Raw genomic sequence first — 19349 nt, 5'->3', positions numbered from 1 at the left:
ATGTAAAAATCCCCTGTTGTAGCACAGGGGACACTGGTCACTTGATAATGACTGACGGCGTGATATGCTCCAGCCAAATGACACCGTCATATTGTTCCTTCAGGATCATCTGCTCTTCCATGTTCCCCCAATAGAGCGCAGTCCGCGGGGTATACATCCACGAAGTGCCTTTCTTGTTTTTTGTGTGGAGAAAATCAACAAAGACAGCAGGATGGTCCGCAGCTTTTAGCAAAGCTTCAAGACTTCCAGACGGCGGCGGGCTTGTAACCGGCATAACCGTCTTATTATCGGAACTATTCAGACTCGCACCAGAGTAAGCATAAATGCCAATCGTATATGTTTGTTTCTTCAGTCGCTCCGGCAAATAATCACCCATGTTAGGGCCGTTTAGCTGTACCCAGTCCTTTATCATTTTCGTATTCTGTTTGCGAAGATGGTAATTGTGGCCCCAGACAATGATTTTCTTTTTCGGATAAAGGGTTTCGGCTACCCACTGAAATTGTTCAGCCATCATGCGGTCTCTCATAAAGAATGAAAAATCCTCAATATTCTTGGGATAATCCTCTAGTTTTTCTTTCATTTCTTCCAGCATATACGTTTCCATGACATCAATTCTCAGCTGAAGGGAATGCATAAACATTTCATAAGCTTTCGGCTCTTTCGGAAGGTTAGCTCTTAGCTCTGAGGCATGTGTTTCAGCGAATTTGATCAGCTCCTGATAGTTTTTCACAAGCTTTTCCTTCTTTTGCGAAAATTCATCAAACGTATTGCTGTCTGTCACTAATGTTGAAAAATCATTTTCTGATTGGGAAAGCAGCTCTGCTTTTTCCGGGTCCACCGCTTTTACCCATTGAGTCGCAGCATCATTGAATGAATTCTTCATGCTTTGAATATCAAAACCGGTAAGGATCAGCGGATCCCCTTTCTCTTTTTGCTCTTTCATATAATCAAACAGCTCAACGACATCTTCTGTGTGCCATACAGCATAAATGGAGTTTTTCATCGTGCTCTTAGGTGTGGATTGATCCATATTGAGGTAGGAGGCATTAGTATCGGTAAAGGCAGATTCAAAGGCCAACACATCATAACCCAGCTCTTCATGAAGGTATTTGATCATGCGGACCTTTGTGGCGTTGATTTCACCAGCGCCGTGTGTGGTTTCTCCTAACTGAACGATTCGTTTTCCTTTCAGCACTTTCTTCAGAAAGCGAAGGTCTTTGTTTGAAGCATCGGAAGCATCCAGCGGCTGTGCATGTCGTTCAATCCAGCGCTCCCAATGTTTTTCTTCAGAAGCAGCACGTGCCGAGACTGAAAAAGAAGAAAACGCCAGACAGACAATCAGCAGCGGCAGGGTCATTCTCACTATGATTCGTTTCAATTCTATCTCTCCTTTTCTATTAGGTTCTCTAGTCGTTACGAGATAGATATTGAAAAAGTTTCCTTTTTCCGCCAACAAAAAAAGCTTCTCTGTTGAAAGAAGCTTTAGCTGGATTCTCTTATCACCTGATGAAAGTAAAACCGATATGTATTTCGTAAAAATGTCTCAACCGGAAGCTGCACATCCGCTTGGTATTTGCTGATGATAAAGGGAAACCGCTCGATTCCTTTTTCGCGCAAATTGTTCGCTTGCTCTTCATCTATTGCCGTCTCTTGCAAAACCGCTTCAATGATCGGCCAGCACGCTTCCCGCACTTGCCTCAGGACGGTCTCATCTCCGGTGTTCTGATAATCTGTAATCCAGCTGATGATTTGTTTCTCCATGGGTCTCACCTTTCTTCAAAAAAAGAGGCGCTGCGTCTATGCAAGCTCCTCTTTTAACTCTTCGTAACCTATCAGTTCTCCGACTTGAACTTCTTGGCCTTCTGTTAAATTGGCGGACGGCTGGAACGCGTCTTTTTCAAAAATCAAAATGACGGTTGATCCAAATGAAAAGTATCCCAGCTCCTCGCCGATCTCCAATTCAGCACGGGTATTTGTCTGCACGATAGAATTAATATTCATCGCCCCGACAGGAATCATCAGGATATTTCGGCTGCCGCCATTCAGTTCGTACACAAACCGATAATTTTTCGACAGCACATCTTTTCCGTATTTCAACCCTAATTGATTGACCGGATATGAGCGATTTCCGAGCTCGGCCAGCTTTTGATACTTGCAGCTGATCGGAGAATGGAAACGGTGATAATGACGCGGGCTTAGATACAGCACGACGAAGTATCCGCCGTTGTATTGATGGTCCGCGCTTTTACAGCCAGTCAGCTCAGCGAATGAGTAATCTTTCCCCTTCACCGTAAAGGTTTGATTCGGGTTGATGATTCCTACCGTCTGAACCACACCGTCAACAGGGCTGACCACCGCATGCGCCTCTTTTGAAACAGGGCGCCGCTCCAGATTAATTTGTCGAATGAACAATTCGGACAGCGATCCGTAATCAGCAGCCGTCCCGTCCACATCATCCCAATTCAGCCGAAAATGTTTTGAGAACAGCGGAATGACCGGTTTGCTGATTTTCGACTCGCAAAATCCTTTAATCAGATAGGATGACAGACGATGATTCGTCAGCTCTATCAATGATCGATACAGAATCTTTACAGCCGTATTAAACATGAATAATCCCTATTACCCTTCCGATTGTAATAAAAACAAAGCACCACAAAAAGGCGCCGATTGCCGCAAACGCAATATACGTTTTCAAATCCATTTTGCCGATCCCCGAAAAGTAGCATGTCACATGTCTGACGCCTGGAATAAAATAACCTAAAATAAGAGAATATGGACCGTATCTCTTCATCCATTTCTCCACTTTCATCATTCTTTTTTCTTTTAAGCCGACCCACTTGCCGTACTTATCGATAAACGGGCGTCCGGCTTTTCTGCCAATCATGTAGCTGATCAGCATACCTAACAAAGCCCCGACAAAACTGATCAATATCGAAAGCTCATAATTCAATACATCGGTATGCGTGAAATAGCCAACAACGGTCATCATCACTTCATCTGGAATCGGCAATCCTACAATCCCTAATACGAGCATCAAAAAAATAGCGAGATAACCGTAATCCGCTATGAGCTGCTGAACTAATTCCATCTCCCGGACTCCAGGTTTTCTGCCGCATGTTTTTTAAAATGAGGGAATTTTATTTTACTCACCATTAAATATGAAAGTCCGCAAGTGCCGATTGCCAGAAGGATCGGGTTATAGGTGAAGCTTAGAATAACAAGGCACATGCCCGCAAATGGAATCGGCATACCAATAAATGTCGGGAGTTTGCTTTGTTCAATGTTAAATTTAGAGAGACGAAGCATTCCGCAAATGCTGTACGTCAATGCGCATAAGATCCCTATAAATGGCAGGGTATACAACGCGACACTGTAAGCAAGCATAGAGGGAGCCACCCCAAACGTAACCAAGTCGGCAAACGAATCCAATTCTTTTCCCATATCAGAAACGGCATTCAGCTTACGTGCAGCCATACCGTCAAAGAAATCAAGGAACATGCCGGTAAAAATGAATAGCACTGCTGAATGAATGTTGTGATAGAGCAAGGAATGAATCGCCAGCAATCCGCAAATGAAGTTTCCTATCGTAATCATACAGGGGATGTAATTCACAGTGTAACCAAACCTCCAATTGTAAAACCATCTATATTATTCGACGATAGTAATCGAATAGCGTTTCAGGAAAAAATTTCTTCAATAAGCATGATAACATAAAATGCCCCCAAAAAAGCAGCATTCAAATTCTATTATTATACAACATTTGTTACCATTTGAAAAATGAATGCCAACCTTTTCATGTTTTTTACTCATTTATTCTCCGTCCAAAAAGGACAAAACGCGTTGATTGACGTACTCTGGCTGCTCCAGAGATAACAAGTGTCCGGCGTCCTTTACGATTTCAGCCTGAATTCCCGGCACCAGCACCGACGCCCGCTCATAAGCCATTTGCTGATGGTACATGACCTCGTGCTCACCGAACATCAGCAGTACCGGGACTTGTATTGATTTCAATTCCTGGTCTGTGAACACGTACGGAAAGCCATTTTCTGTCGGCTTCAGGCTCCTTTGTTCATCCTGCCACGCCGCGCCCTCCATAATTTGGCTTTGCAGTAAAGGATGCAGATCATATCTGTTATCTGTGATCCACTTGATATATGCTTCGGCTCCTCTTGCCCCTGTAAGCGCCGCAGCGTATTTATAGACATCCGGATGAAATGAAATAAACGCTTCAGCGGGACTCATAACAACCGCCCGCTCTACTCTTTCAGGCGCTTGAAGCAAAAAATTCACGATATGGGAGCCGCCAAGCGAAAGACCGGCCAGGTGTGCTGTCTCAAGTCCAAGAGAATCAAAGACATCTTTCATCCATTCTGCAAAATCAGCTCTTGTTTCCATCGCTGCTGATGGTATACTTTTACTTTTGTCTCCTATTATATCGACCGCATATGTACGAAATTGACTGCTCCACGCCGCAATATTCGGATACCACATCGCAGAGCTAAAAAGGCCCCCGTGAAGCAAAATGAGCGAAGGTGCGCCCTTTGGCCCACTTGCAATGATATGTGTTTTTCCAAAACGAGTAGAAACATAGAATGCTTCCGACTCAATCGGCCACAAAGAAAGGCTTTGATTATACGCCTTGTAAAAGCGAAGACCGCTTTCAACCGCGGCAAGCTGCATCGAATCTTGTGTCATCTTCTTCTTTTTCCTCCGGGTTTGATTGATATAAATGAAAGGATAGCGCCCTTTTGTCTCGTAAGAAAAAATACCTATTTCTTATTATCTCATATTATAAATTTCCAGTATATAGTTTGGCTTCCTGTGATCAATAAAAAAAAGGCAGTTTCCCTTAAAATCAGGGAAACTGCTATTCTTTAAAGACTAATGGAATGATTTGATCTTTTTTATCCTCTGTTAATGAAATTTGATGGGTTACTGATGTTTCACCCTTCGTCAACGCGACTGAATAATCGCCTTTTTTACCGGTATCCCATTTGATGTCTCCGTTTTTGTCTGTTTTACCGAGTATCTCGCCGATCTCTGTACTCGGCTCCTCATCTGACGCAGGCGCTTTGACAATCGTCACTTGAACTCCTTCGACCGGAAGCCCCTTAGCATCCTCCACATGAAGAGTGACAGGAATCGTCATTTCTTTTTGTGAAGAATGCGTCTGCGAACTGCATCCGCATAAAAACAAAATAGATATGAATATGGCTAGTTTGCTGTATTTATTGATTTGCCCAATATTGAATATTGTTGAATACATCGTTCGTCACCCTTGTTCCCAAGTTATATGACGATCCCCCGTTCGTGTGAATGGCAATAGCTGTCTGCCCTGTATCACTGTAGTTTCGATATACAGGCGAGCCGCTTTGGCAGCCGTACGTATCGGTTGTATAGGTCAGCTTATACGTTTCAGCAGATCGAATCGGCTTTGTATCAGACCACATCGTACCAAAGGTTTTGTCACACGGGAATCCTGTCACTGACGAGGAAAGGCCCACGGGACTGCTGCTGTTTGTTGTCCGATAGCCGTACCAGCCAACCGTGTTTCCAGGAGAACCGTTTAATTTAATAGCTCCGTAATCATAATTGGTGTCTTTGCTTTCCGTCCATCCTTTGACTGAATAAAACATCGTGCCTGAATAAGTTCCGTATGGATATGACGAATCATTGCGTCCCGGCGCGGCGGTTATCGTCGAAGCCCATCCATGATCCTGGCTGTACACACAATGTCCAGCCGTAACGACTGTATTTGGATTGACTAAAAATCCGGTACATCCATAAGTGCTTGAAGTGTTGGGATACTTGATTGATAGCTGAACGGTTGCTCTATATGGAAAAGAAGTCGTGCTGGAGATTCTGGTGCGTTCATCAGTTCCGATAATGCTCGAAGGCTGTAAGGTTTGAATGTTTTTTTCCAGTTGCGTTTGGCCGCCGTATAATGATTTACTTGTTTTCCCAGTTCCCTCATAAGGTGCGGAAACCTGTTCTGCTTTTGACGTTTGGTTTTTCGTGGCATCAGCTTCTTTACCGGTATTCGATACAGAAGTTTGCGGATTCTCTGCTGCTTTTGCCGGTACACCGAAAGATACCGCTGCCGCCAAAGCCAAACACAAAACCGTTAAGTAAGCGAACCATTGTTTTCTGAATCTTGGAACTAATTTCATTTTGTCATCTCCCTCCTTTAGTGTCAACCACCAGCATTGATGGAAGACTTTTACATTATAATCAGGTTTCGGATTCTTATGATAAAACTTTTATAGAGAAAGAAAAAAAACAGGCCTTGTGCGATGACAAAGCCTGCTCAAACTCTATTTTATCGTTAGCTGATCCAATGCTTTCTTAGCGTTCTCTCTCGCCGTTTCGACTGTATCAGCAGCAGAAAGCGCAACTGCCATACGCCGTCCGGCTTTCGTTATTGGCTTTCCAAAGACGCGCACTTGTGTCTGTGGGACTGCCAGTGCGTGTTCCAGTCCTTCAACAGTGTAATCCGCTAATTCTTCCGGTGCTTTGAGGGGCCTGCTGGCGCCAGGAGAAAGCTGTGTGATTTCTGTAATCGGAAAGCCGAGAATCGCCCGGACATGCAGCGCGAATTCTGACAAATTTTGCGTCACCAGCGTGACAAGGCCTGTATCATGCGGACGGGGAGATACTTCACTGAAATATACCTTATCTTTCGCAAGGAACAGTTCAACACCAAACAGGCCGTATCCGCCAAGCTCATCCGTGATCGCTTTTGCAATATGCTTCGCTTCTTCTATTTGCTGCTCTGTCATATCATGCGGCTGCCACGATTCGATATAATCCCCATCCTTTTGCACATGACCGATCGGCTCACAAAATGCCGTACCGTTAACCGCACGTACGGTTAAGAGTGTGATTTCTGATTCGAAAGGGATAAACTCCTCAACGATCACGCGGCCGTTTTTCACCCGTCCGCCTTCCATCGCCGTCTCCCAGCAGCTCTCTAAATCCGCTTCTGAGCGGCACACACTTTGGCCTTTTCCAGAAGAACTCATCAATGGTTTAACGACACAAGGAAACCCGATCTGAGCTGCCGCTTGTATAAATTCATCATATGTATTCGCAAATTCATAGCCAGCCGTCGCAAGTCCGAGCGTTTCCGCCGCAAGCCGTCTGATGCCTTCCCGATCCATTGTCAGCTTGGCCGCACGGGCATTCGGGATAACGTGAAATCCTTCTTCTTCAAGCTTCAGCAATTCATCCGTCGCAATCGCCTCAACCTCAGGCACAATCAAATCCGGCTTTTCTTTCTCAATGATGGCTCTGATCTGCTCGGGGTCAAGCATATCAACGACATAGCTGTTATGCGCCACCTGCATCGCCGGAGCATGCTCGTAACTGTCAACCGCCACCGTCTGTACCCCAAGACGCTGGGCTTCAATCACTACCTCTTTACCTAACTCACCTGAACCTAACAATAAAACCTTCTTTGATTGATACATCTTTGCCCCTCCTATCTGTTCCAAACCATTATAACTGAAATATTTGAAAAATAAATTTTTATTAAAATAGAAAATATTATTATTTGATTCCTAAACGAAAGCAGCCAATAAAGGTTAGCTTTTTTAAACAGCAACATCATACAAGAAATCCCCCAAAACCATGCTACACTTAATCCAAGACCACCATACCGACAGGAGGGATCCCATGCAAAACGAAACCCGCACACTGCAGCTTGACCCACATCTTCATATAGAAGCCTACCGCTTCAAGGGGATTATGCAAAAGTTCCCGAACCACTTTCACGATTATTATGTGATTGGATTTATTGAAAAAGGGCAACGGTATCTGGCCTGTCAGGATCAAGAATATATCATCAATCCAGGTGATCTTCTCCTCTTTAACCCCCGTGACACGCATAGCTGTGAACAGATTGACGGCCGGACGCTTGATTATCGGTGTATCAATGTCATGCCGGATGTCATGGAGAAGGCAGTGAAAGAGATTACCGGCGCCGGGCATCTCCCTTACTTCTCCCAGCATGTGTTATTCCGCCATGAGCTGACAGCCAGCCTGCAGGAATTGCATATTTTGATATCAGACGAAAAACAAGCTTTGCGTAAGGAGGAGCTGTTTCTTCATCTGCTGGAAGAGCTGATTCGCCGCTATTCTGATGTTACGTTCCTTAATAGCGTTCCCGAACCATCCGACGAAGTCAAATTGGTTTGCGAATTTTTAGAAGAGCATTATGCCGAAAACGTCACGCTCAATGATTTGAGTGAATTAACAGGGTGGAGCAATTATCATTTATTGCGTTCGTTTACAAAACAAAAAGGAATTACGCCTAATAGCTATATGGAAACAATCCGGATTAATCAAGCGAAAAAACTTCTTGAACAAGGGGTTAGACCAATTGATGCCGCATTTCAGACAGGGTTCAGTGATCAGAGCCATATGACGAAGTTTTTTAAACGGCAGGTGGGGCTGACACCGAAGCAATACATGAAGATTTTTGAAAAGGAGCTTCACAGATGAACATACAAAGAGAAACTTCCGGGCATATCGCAGCCATTGTGACCATTCTGATTTGGGGGACGACCTTTATTTCGACAAAGGTTCTGCTGGCTGACTTCTCTCCAATGGAAATATTATTTTATCGGTTTTTGATGGGCTTTATCGCTCTGATCCTCGTTCGTCCCAACATGATTCCGTTCAGAAATTGGCGGCAGGAGCTGTTGTTTGCCGGGGCTGGTTTATTTGGCGTAACCTTATACTTTTTATTAGAAAATATAGCTCTCACCTATACATACGCATCCAATGTCGGCATGATCGTGTCCATTATACCGATGATCACTGCGGTTTTGGCCCATTTTCTGCTCGAAGGCGAAAAACTGCGTCTCACTTTTTTCATTGGATTTGTCTCGGCACTGATCGGGCTTTTATTGATTACGTTTAACGGCAATGTGGTACTGCGTCTGAATCCGCTCGGAGACATCATGGCAGCCGGGGCGGCTCTCGTGTTTGGAGGCTACTCGATATTCATGAAAAAATTAAGCGCTTACGAATACCACATCATCGAGCTGACACAGAGAGTATTTTTGTACGGCTTATTGTTTATGGTGCCCGCCTTATTTTTGTTCGACTTCCATTTTGGCCTGAGCCGGTTTTCATCTGCTTCGAATGCGCTTAACATGCTTTTCCTAGGCATTGGCGCTTCCGCCCTGTGCTTCGCCACTTGGAATTATTCAGTTGGCGTGCTCGGAGCCGTCAAATCCAGTGCGTATATTTACATGGTCCCGGTTATCACAATCGCCGCTTCCGTCCTGATTCTGCACGAAAACATGACATGGATCGCTCTTCTAGGAGGCGCACTTACACTTTCAGGCCTCTACATTTCAGAACTGAAACCGAAAGCGAAGCTGATGGAGAACGGATCTAGAATGGATGCTTAACGGCATCTATACACGGGGTGTATGGGCAGACACAAACGGCGCTCACTGGGTTCCAAATCCACTTTATCAAAATCTATCTAACAGTCTTAGCTTACCGACTGAACTTTATGTCATTCAATAACTCAAACATTGAATTTAATTTGTACCTTTTTGACGTTGCAATATGTAACAGCGCTACTTCTGGACTTAAGACTTCGATTAGATTTAAAATAGGCCCTGAAGCAGGAGCAGTTGCAAGACTCTTCCGTACATTATTAATAGTCTTGATCTCCATGGGTCCTTTTAGAGGATTCATGGAGTTCTTCTTAAAAAAGGGGGGATACTGTATGAAAAACAATATACATAAATATCAGGAAATCACAAAAAAAATAGAAACCGATTTGTACCCTATCAGTCAAAACGATAACGATTTACTTTCTTACCTAATGAAACAAGACTCTTTCACACTCAACCAAATGAAAGTGTGTTTAATTGAACCACAGCTCACATTCAAACACACTGTCAAAATCGTATTTACAGTGACACTAATAACCTTATATATTTATTTTTTCAGTTCTCATTACAATGATTTAATAGAAATGGGTGTACAAATGTTTTTTGTGTTAATTGGCCTAATATGGGTATTTGGTGTTTCCCCATTTTCAAGAAAAGTTCAAATCTCTGAGCGCTTCAAGCAAAAATCCGAAAACGCCCGCATTGTCGGTATGATCGACTTCGTATTAGAACAAAAATACAAAAAAAGCATCTCTGAATAATTCCGAAATCAGAGATGCTTCCCCTCTGCCCTTATCACTTCTCTATCACAGCTGCACTGTCACGCGTGACCGCTGCGGGCTCCCTCAGCATCACATTCATCACGCTCGCCAGCACGAGCATTCCAATCGACAAATAAAAAGCCAGTGTATATTCACCTGTTATCGTATAGATGACGCCAGGCACGTACGCGCCAAGTGCCGATCCGATCTGGTGGGCGAGTGAGAGCCAGCCAATCATGAGGCCGATCGAGTAGTTTTGAAAGTACTGGGTGGCGAGCATTTGAGTCGGTGCTACCGTTGCAAAGTCCACTAATCCAAACAGAATCGCAAAAGCTAAAAGCAAGTAAGGCTCGTGGCTGTAAATGAGAATCACGATCGACATTGCGCGCACCGCATATAAAAAGCAAAGGATTTTCCGGCTGCTCCACCGGTCCGCTATAATTCCCGACAGTAAGATGCCGGCAATATTAAAGCCTGCCAGCAGACTGACAGCGGCACTTGTGACCGTCGTGGAAAAGCCGTGATCGTGAGAAAAGGGAATCAAATGGGTATCCATCAGCCCCACGGTCGTAAATCCGCAGATCAAAAACGGCAAAATCAAAAACCAGAATTGCCTCATTCGAAACATCCCGGTCACTGAAAGAGCAGTTGTTTTAGGTGCTGTGTCTTTTTCTGAAGCAGCCAGTCCGCCTATCGGCTCTGTCTTCTTTTCTGCAGGATTGTTCCTCAGCATCAGCAGCGCAGCCGGAAAAACAATCACGATTAACAGCAGCCCCAACACCACAACCGTCAGCTTCCAGCTAAACCAATGGATCAGCATGAGTGAGACAGGGACGAGAAGCATTTGCCCCGCGCCAAATCCTGCTTCCATGATCCCAAAGGCTAGTCCCCGCTTTTTGCTGAACCAATTGACGACCAATACACTTGCTGCCACATTCGATGCTCCGCCAACCCCAAGCGAGACACCCAGCCCATAAAGCAAAAACAGCTGCCAAGGCGAAGTCACAAGGTATGTTAAGAAAATGCTGACGCCTGTCAGTAACGCACTCCATGCCAAAACAGCCCGAGCACCCCACTTGTCCACAAGCCGGCCGATCACAGGCTGTGATATGCCGTAAACAATAAAGCTCATCGTCGAAATCAACGAGATGATGCTTCTATCCATTGAAAATTGCCGTTCCCACGGCTCCACAAATGCACCAAACGACAGCCGCACCCCCTGAACCGCCAATAAGATCAAAAAGGTGACGGAGACGATGATCCAAGCATAGTGCAGTCTTTTCATGACAGCTCCAAATCCCACCGTTCTTCTGTCAGCTGCTGTCCCCATAATGGCGCTTCTTGTTTCACTTCACTTATCCTGAATCCAAATTTTTCGTAGAGCGGACGAGCCTCAGCCATGGTGCTCACCGTCCAAAGGAAAATGCGGTCAAACTTCATGTCTTGGCAGTATGCAACCAGATGCTCCAGCAATTGAGTGCCGAGCCCCCTGCCCCGAAAAGCCGCATCAACCAGAAACCATCTGAGCTGGACTGTCTTATCATCATGCTTGACCAGCCCGACAGAGCCGGCAAATTTCCCGCCGCTTTCCGCAATCCATATGTTTTCGATGTCAGCGTCAAATGTCTCCTGAAGGTAAGCTAAAAACGTGTCGTCCCAACCGTGAGCCTCCGCGTAAAATTGTCTTTGTTTCTCAATAAGGAGTTGAAGATCATCCGACAGAAAATAATCTCTAATCGATATCTCTGATGTTCTGGCAGAAAGCGACTGTGAAAGGATCGCTTCAATCTCTGCCATCGCCTCGGCAAGCTTGTGCTGCTCCTTTTGGTTGATTTCCTTCAGCATCAGTTCTACTTGTTCGTTGGCTTTCTCCTCCAACTTTTTATAAATCGTTTTTCCTGTTTCTGTGACAAAAATATAATGGTGGCGGGCGTCATCTTTGCTCCTCTGTTTATAGATCAAACCTTCTTTCTCAAACTGCTTCACAATCCTGCTGACATATCCCCGGTCAAGCCCCAGCTTATCCTGAAGGGCTTTTGCCGTACAATTAGGCGTATTATAAACTTCAAATAATATCCGTGTTTCCGTTAAGGAAAACGGGCTGTCGTAAATATGCTCATTAAGGAAACCAAGGACGTTTGTATAAAATCGATTGAACTTTCTGAATTTTAATCCGACAGATGATTCTCTTGTTTTCAAATCAATCCCCACTTTCTAATATCGTTGACTAAGCCAATTATAATCACATATAGTTGCCTTAGTCAACAATTCTGTTAGAAAGTGAGGATTTTTATTTTCCTGATTCTTTCTTTTTCCTTACCACAATCAATGTGATATAGGATAAAACCAGGGAAATCAAGCTATAGACTACAACCCATCCCAAAAATGATTCATTAAAAATGGTAAAGGTGAGCACTAGAGAAATCACCAAACTAAGCATTGGCATCAGATACGCTTTTTTACAAATACAAGTCCCGACAATCGACAACAGCATAATTCCTAACGGTAAAATACCGAATGCGATATCTAATTCATCCACCTGCAACAGCCTCCCTCCAGATTTTTATGCTGCCAGTAAAAAAACATAACTCCATTTAGTAAAAGGATAATATTTACTTACTCAATACCCAATTTGAAATTACCCGTTTACATTCACTCTAGACTATGATAACTTAAGAAAGCGCTATCATAATAAGTTAATAGCTTGGATGGAGATGAGGAGAGCCAGGAATCCCCCCCCTTTTGACAAGGGGTGTTTTCTGGCTCTTTTTGTTTTTCAGAAAGGAGGCACGCATACATCCAGCACAAACAACAAAGGGGGATAATTTTTGATGCTTCATATATTTAAACCGGCTCCTCATATTGAGAGACTGGATGATTCAAAGATGGATGCGGCTTATAAACGGCTCAGGCTGCAAGTATTCATTGGTATTTTCATTGGCTACGCAGGCTACTACCTGCTGCGGAAAAACTTTGCCTTTGCCATTCCTTATCTGCAGGAACAGGGATTTTCCAAAACAGAACTAGGTTTGGTGCTGGCCGCTGTGTCCATTGCGTACGGCTTCAGCAAATTCATCATGGGAATGGTATCTGACCGCTGTAATCCGAGATATTTTCTCGCAACAGGCTTATTTCTATCAGCAATCGTCAATATTCTATTCGTTTCAATGCCGTGGGTGACTTCGAGCGTCACCATCATGTTTATTTTTATGTTTATCAACGGATGGTTTCAAGGAATGGGCTGGCCGCCATGCGGCAGGACAATGGCCCATTGGTTTTCTATAAGTGAACGCGGCACAAAAATGTCGATCTGGAATGTCGCACATAACATAGGCGGCGGTATTCTTGCTCCGCTTGTCACTCTTGGCATCGCGATGTTCGTCACTTGGAAAAGCGTGTTTTTCTTCCCTGCCATCATCGCCATTATCATTTCATTTTTAATTGTTTTATTGGTTCGTGATACGCCTCAATCCTGCGGACTCCCGCCAATTGAAGAGTATCGGAATGACTATCCAAAACACGCTTTTAAAAATCAAGAAAAGGAATTAACAACAAAAGAAATCCTTTTTCAATATGTGCTGAATAACAAATTTCTTTGGTATATCGCGTTTGCCAATGTATTTGTCTATTTCGTGCGATACGGCGTGGTTGACTGGGCGCCTACTTACTTAACAGAAGCCAAAGGCTTTTCTCCTGAAGACTCGCGCTGGTCCTATTTTCTTTACGAATATGCCGGCATACCGGGAACCATTTTGTGCGGCTGGATCAGTGACCGATTCTTCAAAAGCCGCCGGGCACCGGCAGGCGTTTTGTTTATGGCAGGTGTTTTCATTGCCGTATTGGTGTACTGGCTGAATCCAGCCGGCAATCCGCTCGTAGACAATATCGCCTTGATCAGCATTGGCTTCTTAATCTACGGACCTGTTATGCTGATCGGCCTGCAAGCGATTGACCTAGCACCGAAAAAAGCAGCCGGAACTGCAGCCGGTTTGACCGGATTTTTCGGATACATCGGCGGATCTGCTTTCGCAAACGCCATTATGGGCTTTGTCGTTGATCGGTTTGATTGGAACGGCGGCTTTATCATGCTGATCTCTTCCTGCATTCTTGCTATCGTCTTCTTAGCTTTGACATGGAATACAGGCAAACGGGCAGAGCACGTTTAAAAAAGCCACATAAAAGATTAATCATTTTCCAACACGCCGTTTACATCCGTTTTTTAATATGAAAGACAGGTAGTCTTTATCGATAAGGAGGAGAAATCATGAGAAAAAATAGAATACTTGCCTTGGTTGTTCTGTCGCTAGGCTTACTCTCATTTATGGTAACACCAGTGTCGGCAGCGTCAAAAGGAAACCTGCTGTCGCCTGACCGTATCCTGACTGTTGCGCATAGAGGGGCTTCTGGATATGTGCCTGAGCACACGATTCTGTCTTACGAAACCGCTCAAAAAATGAAAGCAGATTATATTGAATTGGATCTGCAAATGACAAAAGACGGGAAATTGATTGTCATGCACGACGAAAAACTGGACCGTACCACAAACGGAACGGGCTGGGTGAAAGACCATACGCTCGCAGACATTAAGAAGCTGGACGCCGGTTCTTGGTTTAATGAAGCTTATCCGGAAAAAGCGAAGCCGCAGTACGCCGGCCTTAAAGTTCCTACATTAGAAGAAGTATTAGACCGTTTCGGAAAGCACGCGAACTACTACATTGAAACAAAATCGCCTGACACCTACCCTGGTATGGAAGAAAAACTGATCGCTTCCTTGCAGAAACATAAATTACTGGGCAAACATTCTAAGCCCGGCCAGGTGATCATTCAATCGTTCAGCAAAGAAAGCCTGTTAAAAGTCCATCAATTACAGCCAAAACTGCCGACCGTTCAATTGCTGGAAGCCAAACAAATGGCGACAATGACAGATGCTGAACTGGAAGAAATCAAAACATACGCTGTTGGTGCAGGCCCGGATTATAAAGCTTTGAATCAAGAAAACGTCCGTATGATCCGCAGCCACGGCCTCCTGCTGCACCCTTACACAGTCAATACAGAAGCAGATATGCGCCGCCTGCTTGATTGGGGCGTGACAGGGGTGTTCACAAATTACGCTGATGTCTTCCAGAAGGTGAAAAAAGACTACAAAAAAGCATAGAATCCCTAGGATTCTATGCTTTTTCCTCATCGATTTTCACCAATAACAGCTTCAGCAATATTGACCGCATGATCGCCGATACGCTCTAGGTTGCTGATCATATCAACAAAGACGATGCCCGCTTGTCCAGTACACAGCCCTTCATTCAAACGGATAATATGCTTTTTGCGAAGCTTCCGTTCCATTTTGTCAATGTCATCTTCTTTTTCAATGACTTGTTCAGCTATCTTTGCATCATTGTGGTGCAAAGCTTCAATGGACGCCTTCACAGTAGAAATCGTCAAATCCATCATTTCAGTTAAATCCGTCATGGCAGATTCAGTTATAACCACACGATGCGCCTGCTGGTATTCTATCAATTCAATCACATTTTCGAAATGATCTCCGATTCTTTCAATGTCTCTGACCGTATCCATCAACATATGATGCTCCTCAGACTCGTGCTCTGAGAGAGAACTTGAAGAAAGTTCGATCAAATAATCGGTAATTTTCCGGTCGAGATTGTTAACCGCATCCTCTATCTGATAAGCATTGGCCGCATATTTTGGCTGTTTTGTTACCAAAAACTGCTTTGTGACTTCCAGCCCCTGCACCGCAAAATTCCCCATTTGGATCACTTCTTCTTTTGCCTGTCCGAGAGCAATAGATGGTGATTGTTCAATAAAAATCGGATCAAGATGCGACTTGTATTCGACCATTGAATCCTTGCCCGGAATCAGTTTTGTTACGATCAAAGCCAATATCCCGACAAAAGGAAGCTGTATAATCGTATTGGTCGTATTAAAGATTCCATGTGCGAATGCAATTGTCATTTTCGGATCAAGCCCTATCGAAGCCTGAAGTGACAGAATCAATGCTGTAAACGGCTTAAGAAAAATCAGGAAAATTGCTGTCCCGATTAGGTTAAACAGCACATGAGTAGCAGCAGCACGCCTCGCCGCAACAGATGCACCTAAAGACGCAAGAACCGCGGTGATCGTCGTCCCGATATTATCACCGAATAACACCGGCAGCGCACCGTTAATATCAATCAGCCCGTCTGAGAATAAACCTTGCAAGATGCCGATCGTGGCGCTGGAGCTTTGCACAAGAACCGTAAACAAAGTCCCAATGACAGCACCTAGTAACGGATTAGAGCTCATACTGACAGTTAAATCATGAAATGCCTCAAGTGAACGGAGCGGTTTCATGCCGCCGCTCATTAACTCCAGCCCATAAAACAGAGCCCCAAACCCAAACACAATCTGACCGGCATTTTGCACATGTTTATGCTTAAAGAAAAACAGTAAAAATCCGCCGACAGCAATAATCGGCAATGCATAAGCCCCTATGTCAATCCCGATAATAAACGCGGTAACTGTTGTTCCAATATTGGCTCCCATAATAACGCCAATGGCTTGACGAAGCGTCATAAAGCCCGCACTGACAAGCCCGACGGTAATTACCGTCGTTCCTGAGCTGCTTTGAATCAAAACCGTCACAATGATGCCCGCCAATACGCCCATCAGCGGATTGCTTGTAAAACGGTCTAATATATTTCTCAATCTATCCCCAGCCGATTTCTGAAGTCCCTCTCCCATGAACTTAATTCCAATTAGGAAAATACCGAGACCCCCAAAGAATTCGAACAGTAATGTTTGGATATCAATCGTCAACGCTTTCACCTCTGTCTCGACATATATCAGCAAAACTCCCTATGATTATGTTTCAAGTTCATATGAATGTAAATGAATCTTCTAACAAATTTACACTAACTTAACAATGGGCCTTTAAAACCCAAATTGAATTTACAATGGTGTAACATTTCAATATGAAGCAAATCAACAAAAAAACCTTGCGCCCTCCGCGCAAGGTTTTCATTTATTCTTTTCCGGCAGCAGCTTCTGACTGTCCATTAAGCAGCTGAGAATTTATCTCTTTCGCATCCTTTAAGTATTCTGTCTGGTAGCCGCTCTTCAGCGCCCACACATAGAATACAAGTGATACCATCGCAATCAGAACCATATCCCAGCCATAATGAATGACATTCAGGCCGCCGAATTTATCACTGCCCAAATAAGAAATGACCATCATGGCCAGCAGATAAAACACCATCCAGACGCCGGCTTTGAAGTTTCGGCCAAACCCTTTCCATTTCGCCTTCGCCTGATAATAGAAATAAATCGGCAGACCGATCAGGATAATAAACAGCACCTGTCCTGTTAACGGCCAGCGGGCCCAATATAGCACCAGCGACGCAAAGATAAATCCAAGCGGCGCAATCACGTTTAAGCCTTTTAAACGAAGAGGCCTGTACAGGTCTTTCCCCGTCCGTCTCAATGTCATCACTGTAACCGGGCCGGTGATATAAGAAATTAACGTAGCAACAGAAATAATTTCCGCTAACACGCCCCACCCTCTGAACAGGAACAAAAAGATGAACGAAACAATCAAGTTAAAGAACATGGCTTGTCTCGGCACACCGTAAATCGGGTGAAGCTTCCCGAATATACTCGGCATATATTTGTTTTTTTCCATTCCGTAAATCATTCGGGACGTTGTCGCCGTATACGTAATCCCAGTTCCAGACGGTGATACAAATGCATCCGCATATAACACAATCACAAGCCAGTTAATATTCAGCGCAATCGCCAAATCAGCAAAAGGAGAATTAAAGTTCAGGTGGCTCCAGCCGTGAGCAATATCAGAAGGATTCACCACTCCGATGAAGGCGATCTGCAGCAGGACATAAATGACTGTTGCTACGAAAAGAGAACCGACAACTGCAATCGGAATTGATTTTCCCGGATTTTTTGCTTCACCCGCCATATTAATCGGGCTTTGGAAACCATTAAACGCAAAAACGATACCGGAAGTGGCCACCGCTGTCAGCACACTCGCCCAGCCATTCGGCGCAACGCTTTGACCGTCAGTAAAGTTTTCTCCGTGGAATCCGACAAACAGCAAAGCTCCAATCGTCAGACCCGGAATAATAATTTTAAAAATTGTAATGAATGAATTCGCTTTAGAAAATAGATTGACTGTCCAGTAGTTCAGCAGGAAATAAATGAGAAGCAATACAGAGGCAAATGCCAGCCCCTCCCCAGTCAGTGTTCCATTCTTCACCAAACCGCTTGTCCATTTTGCCCATTCCCAAGGCCAAGAGCTCATATATTGAACAGAGGCAACGGCTTCAACCGGAATAACTGACACAATCGCAATCCAGTTGGCCCAGCCTGCGATAAAACCGATAAACGAACCGTGTGAATACTGCGTATATTTTACCATTCCCCCGGCTTCAGGGAACATAGATCCTAATTCACTATAAGAAAGAGCAATAAATAAAATGACGACCATTCCAATAATCCATGAAATAATAGCAGCTGGTCCTGCTATCTGGGCCGCACGCCACGCCCCGAACAGCCAGCCTGAGCCAATCATCGACCCGAGCCCGACCATCATGAGGGAAAACGTTCCCATTCTTCGATGCAATTGATTCATATCGTAAACACCTTTCATGTATGATGGCATTCTCTTGCTAGTTATATTATTATTCTGATTACTTGACCTTGTCAATATTTATCGAATTTTGACTAAAATAATAATAAATCAATGTATATTACCTTCCAATACAGGAATGAAGTCACTAATTTTTAAAAAATGGATTTTACTGAGAATTCGAATGATAAAAACATAGTAGGTTTAGCTATAGCCAAAACGGGAATGATACAGGAAACACTACTCTTAAAATAGAAAGGAGTATCACCATGAAACAAAAACTGTTACTTTCAGGTCTCGCTGTTTCAACTGTCGGCATCACTTCTTATCTATTAAAAGACCCGTCAAATCGCCAAAAAGCAAGAGAATTCATTCACAGCATGAAGATGAAAATAACAAAACAGCCAGACATGGAAACGTTCCCAGTCGATAAAGCCGGCCACCCGGACCCGCAAGATATCGAGGACAACAAAATGGTATCAGAAGGCTCCATGTATCCCGTCCAATACTACGATGAAAAAAAGAAGTAATCAAAAAAGCTCT

20 protein-coding genes are annotated in these 19349 nt (G+C 44.1%); 6 read left to right on the top strand and 14 right to left on the bottom strand.

What is annotated here, in order from left to right; genetic code table 11:
- Positions 1-37 precede the first annotated feature (37 nt).
- The 9 genes from C1T29_RS01640 to purT form a co-directional block, all read right to left on the bottom strand.
- The gene (locus C1T29_RS01640; RefSeq protein WP_103749846.1) at positions 38-1378 is read right to left on the bottom strand and encodes an erythromycin esterase family protein; all 1341 of its coding nucleotides are present in this window, start codon (positions 1376-1378) and stop codon (positions 38-40) included.
- Between the two features lie 104 nt (positions 1379-1482).
- The gene (locus tag C1T29_RS01635; RefSeq protein ID WP_095431172.1) at positions 1483-1761 is read right to left on the bottom strand and encodes a hypothetical protein; all 279 of its coding nucleotides are present in this window, start codon (positions 1759-1761) and stop codon (positions 1483-1485) included.
- Between the two features lie 36 nt (positions 1762-1797).
- The gene (locus C1T29_RS01630; RefSeq protein ID WP_095431171.1) at positions 1798-2607 is read right to left on the bottom strand and encodes a phosphatidylserine decarboxylase; all 810 of its coding nucleotides are present in this window, start codon (positions 2605-2607) and stop codon (positions 1798-1800) included.
- A complete protein-coding gene (locus C1T29_RS01625; protein ID WP_095431170.1) occupies positions 2600-3088 on the bottom strand; it encodes a DedA family protein in 489 nt (162 codons plus the stop codon). The genes C1T29_RS01630 and C1T29_RS01625 overlap by 8 nt, the downstream gene beginning before the upstream one ends.
- Positions 3079-3612, bottom strand: a complete 534-nt coding sequence (pssA, locus tag C1T29_RS01620) for a CDP-diacylglycerol--serine O-phosphatidyltransferase (protein ID WP_014475661.1) — start codon at positions 3610-3612, stop codon at positions 3079-3081. The genes C1T29_RS01625 and pssA overlap by 10 nt, the downstream gene beginning before the upstream one ends.
- Before the next feature lie 198 nt (positions 3613-3810).
- On the bottom strand, positions 3811-4695 hold the full coding sequence (locus tag C1T29_RS01615) for an enantioselective carboxylesterase CesB (protein ID WP_095431169.1): 885 nt from the start codon (positions 4693-4695) through the stop codon (positions 3811-3813).
- Between the two features lie 172 nt (positions 4696-4867).
- Positions 4868-5266 (bottom strand): YbfJ family protein, encoded by a 399-nt coding sequence (locus C1T29_RS01610; protein WP_095431168.1) that lies wholly within the window; start codon positions 5264-5266, stop codon positions 4868-4870.
- On the bottom strand, positions 5229-6170 hold the full coding sequence (mpr, locus tag C1T29_RS01605; protein ID WP_014662610.1) for an extracellular metalloprotease Mpr: 942 nt from the start codon (positions 6168-6170) through the stop codon (positions 5229-5231). The genes C1T29_RS01610 and mpr overlap by 38 nt, the downstream gene beginning before the upstream one ends.
- 144 nt (positions 6171-6314) lie before the next feature.
- Positions 6315-7484, bottom strand: a complete 1170-nt coding sequence (purT, locus tag C1T29_RS01600; protein ID WP_255220397.1) for a phosphoribosylglycinamide formyltransferase 2 — start codon at positions 7482-7484, stop codon at positions 6315-6317.
- A gap of 190 nt (positions 7485-7674) precedes the next feature.
- Here purT and C1T29_RS01595 point away from each other — a divergent pair, with 190 nt between their 5' ends.
- From C1T29_RS01595 to C1T29_RS01585, 3 genes are all read left to right on the top strand, one after another.
- On the top strand, positions 7675-8502 hold the full coding sequence (locus C1T29_RS01595; protein WP_103749847.1) for an AraC family ligand binding domain-containing protein: 828 nt from the start codon (positions 7675-7677) through the stop codon (positions 8500-8502).
- Positions 8499-9419, top strand: a complete 921-nt coding sequence (locus tag C1T29_RS01590; RefSeq protein ID WP_071580977.1) for a DMT family transporter — start codon at positions 8499-8501, stop codon at positions 9417-9419. The genes C1T29_RS01595 and C1T29_RS01590 overlap by 4 nt, the downstream gene beginning before the upstream one ends.
- A 326-nt stretch (positions 9420-9745) precedes the next feature.
- Positions 9746-10174, top strand: coding sequence for a hypothetical protein (locus C1T29_RS01585; RefSeq protein ID WP_071580979.1), 429 nt, complete (start codon positions 9746-9748; stop codon positions 10172-10174).
- Between the two features lie 34 nt (positions 10175-10208).
- On the opposite strand, the gene C1T29_RS01580 is transcribed toward C1T29_RS01585, so the two are convergent.
- The 3 genes from C1T29_RS01580 to C1T29_RS01570 all read right to left on the bottom strand — a co-directional run bounded on the left by C1T29_RS01580 (position 10209) and on the right by C1T29_RS01570 (position 12713).
- On the bottom strand, positions 10209-11459 hold the full coding sequence (locus C1T29_RS01580) for an MFS transporter (RefSeq protein ID WP_103749869.1): 1251 nt from the start codon (positions 11457-11459) through the stop codon (positions 10209-10211).
- Positions 11456-12373, bottom strand: coding sequence for a bifunctional helix-turn-helix transcriptional regulator/GNAT family N-acetyltransferase (locus tag C1T29_RS01575; protein WP_103749848.1), 918 nt, complete (start codon positions 12371-12373; stop codon positions 11456-11458). Before C1T29_RS01575 ends, C1T29_RS01580 begins: the two co-directional genes overlap by 4 nt.
- A 91-nt stretch (positions 12374-12464) precedes the next feature.
- The gene (locus C1T29_RS01570) at positions 12465-12713 is read right to left on the bottom strand and encodes a YbeF family protein (RefSeq protein ID WP_103749870.1); all 249 of its coding nucleotides are present in this window, start codon (positions 12711-12713) and stop codon (positions 12465-12467) included.
- Positions 12714-13005: 292 nt separating this feature from the next.
- Between C1T29_RS01570 and glpT the strand changes: the two genes are divergently transcribed.
- Together glpT and C1T29_RS01560 are read left to right on the top strand one after the other, a co-directional pair.
- Positions 13006-14340 (top strand): glycerol-3-phosphate transporter, encoded by a 1335-nt coding sequence (gene glpT / locus C1T29_RS01565; RefSeq protein ID WP_040084398.1) that lies wholly within the window; start codon positions 13006-13008, stop codon positions 14338-14340.
- Positions 14341-14438: 98 nt separating this feature from the next.
- On the top strand, positions 14439-15329 hold the full coding sequence (locus C1T29_RS01560) for a glycerophosphodiester phosphodiesterase (RefSeq protein WP_071580981.1): 891 nt from the start codon (positions 14439-14441) through the stop codon (positions 15327-15329).
- 26 nt (positions 15330-15355) lie between these two features.
- Here the strand turns inward: C1T29_RS01560 and C1T29_RS01555 are convergent, their stop codons facing one another.
- Positions 15356-16984 (bottom strand): Na/Pi cotransporter family protein, encoded by a 1629-nt coding sequence (locus C1T29_RS01555; RefSeq protein ID WP_103749871.1) that lies wholly within the window; start codon positions 16982-16984, stop codon positions 15356-15358.
- Positions 16985-17189: 205 nt separating this feature from the next.
- Positions 17190-18809 carry a glutamate/serine transporter AimA gene (locus tag C1T29_RS01550; RefSeq protein ID WP_103749872.1) on the bottom strand — a complete coding sequence of 540 codons (1620 nt, stop codon included), beginning with the start codon at positions 18807-18809 and terminating at the stop codon, positions 17190-17192.
- Positions 18810-19075: 266 nt separating this feature from the next.
- Between C1T29_RS01550 and C1T29_RS01545 the strand changes: the two genes are divergently transcribed.
- On the top strand, positions 19076-19336 hold the full coding sequence (locus tag C1T29_RS01545) for a hypothetical protein (protein WP_003234883.1): 261 nt from the start codon (positions 19076-19078) through the stop codon (positions 19334-19336).
- Positions 19337-19349: the final 13 nt, after the last annotated feature.

The organism is Bacillus sp. MBGLi79 (genome assembly GCF_002953915.1).
This window is presented reverse-complemented; position numbering and strand designations above follow the sequence as displayed.

Coding starts and splice junctions, on each gene's coding strand:
- C1T29_RS01635 (WP_095431172.1), bottom strand. CDS start 1,761: ATGGAGAAACAAATCATCAGCTGGATTACAGATTATCAGAACACCGGA.
- C1T29_RS01630 (WP_095431171.1), bottom strand. CDS start 2,607: ATGTTTAATACGGCTGTAAAGATTCTGTATCGATCATTGATAGAGCTG.
- C1T29_RS01625 (WP_095431170.1), bottom strand. CDS start 3,088: ATGGAATTAGTTCAGCAGCTCATAGCGGATTACGGTTATCTCGCTATT.
- C1T29_RS01615 (WP_095431169.1), bottom strand. CDS start 4,695: ATGACACAAGATTCGATGCAGCTTGCCGCGGTTGAAAGCGGTCTTCGC.
- C1T29_RS01610 (WP_095431168.1), bottom strand. CDS start 5,266: ATGTATTCAACAATATTCAATATTGGGCAAATCAATAAATACAGCAAA.
- mpr (WP_014662610.1), bottom strand. CDS start 6,170: ATGAAATTAGTTCCAAGATTCAGAAAACAATGGTTCGCTTACTTAACG.
- C1T29_RS01595 (WP_103749847.1), top strand. CDS start 7,675: ATGCAAAACGAAACCCGCACACTGCAGCTTGACCCACATCTTCATATA.
- C1T29_RS01590 (WP_071580977.1), top strand. CDS start 8,499: ATGAACATACAAAGAGAAACTTCCGGGCATATCGCAGCCATTGTGACC.
- C1T29_RS01585 (WP_071580979.1), top strand. CDS start 9,746: ATGAAAAACAATATACATAAATATCAGGAAATCACAAAAAAAATAGAA.
- C1T29_RS01580 (WP_103749869.1), bottom strand. CDS start 11,459: ATGAAAAGACTGCACTATGCTTGGATCATCGTCTCCGTCACCTTTTTG.
- glpT (WP_040084398.1), top strand. CDS start 13,006: ATGCTTCATATATTTAAACCGGCTCCTCATATTGAGAGACTGGATGAT.
- C1T29_RS01560 (WP_071580981.1), top strand. CDS start 14,439: ATGAGAAAAAATAGAATACTTGCCTTGGTTGTTCTGTCGCTAGGCTTA.
- C1T29_RS01550 (WP_103749872.1), bottom strand. CDS start 18,809: ATGAATCAATTGCATCGAAGAATGGGAACGTTTTCCCTCATGATGGTC.
- C1T29_RS01545 (WP_003234883.1), top strand. CDS start 19,076: ATGAAACAAAAACTGTTACTTTCAGGTCTCGCTGTTTCAACTGTCGGC.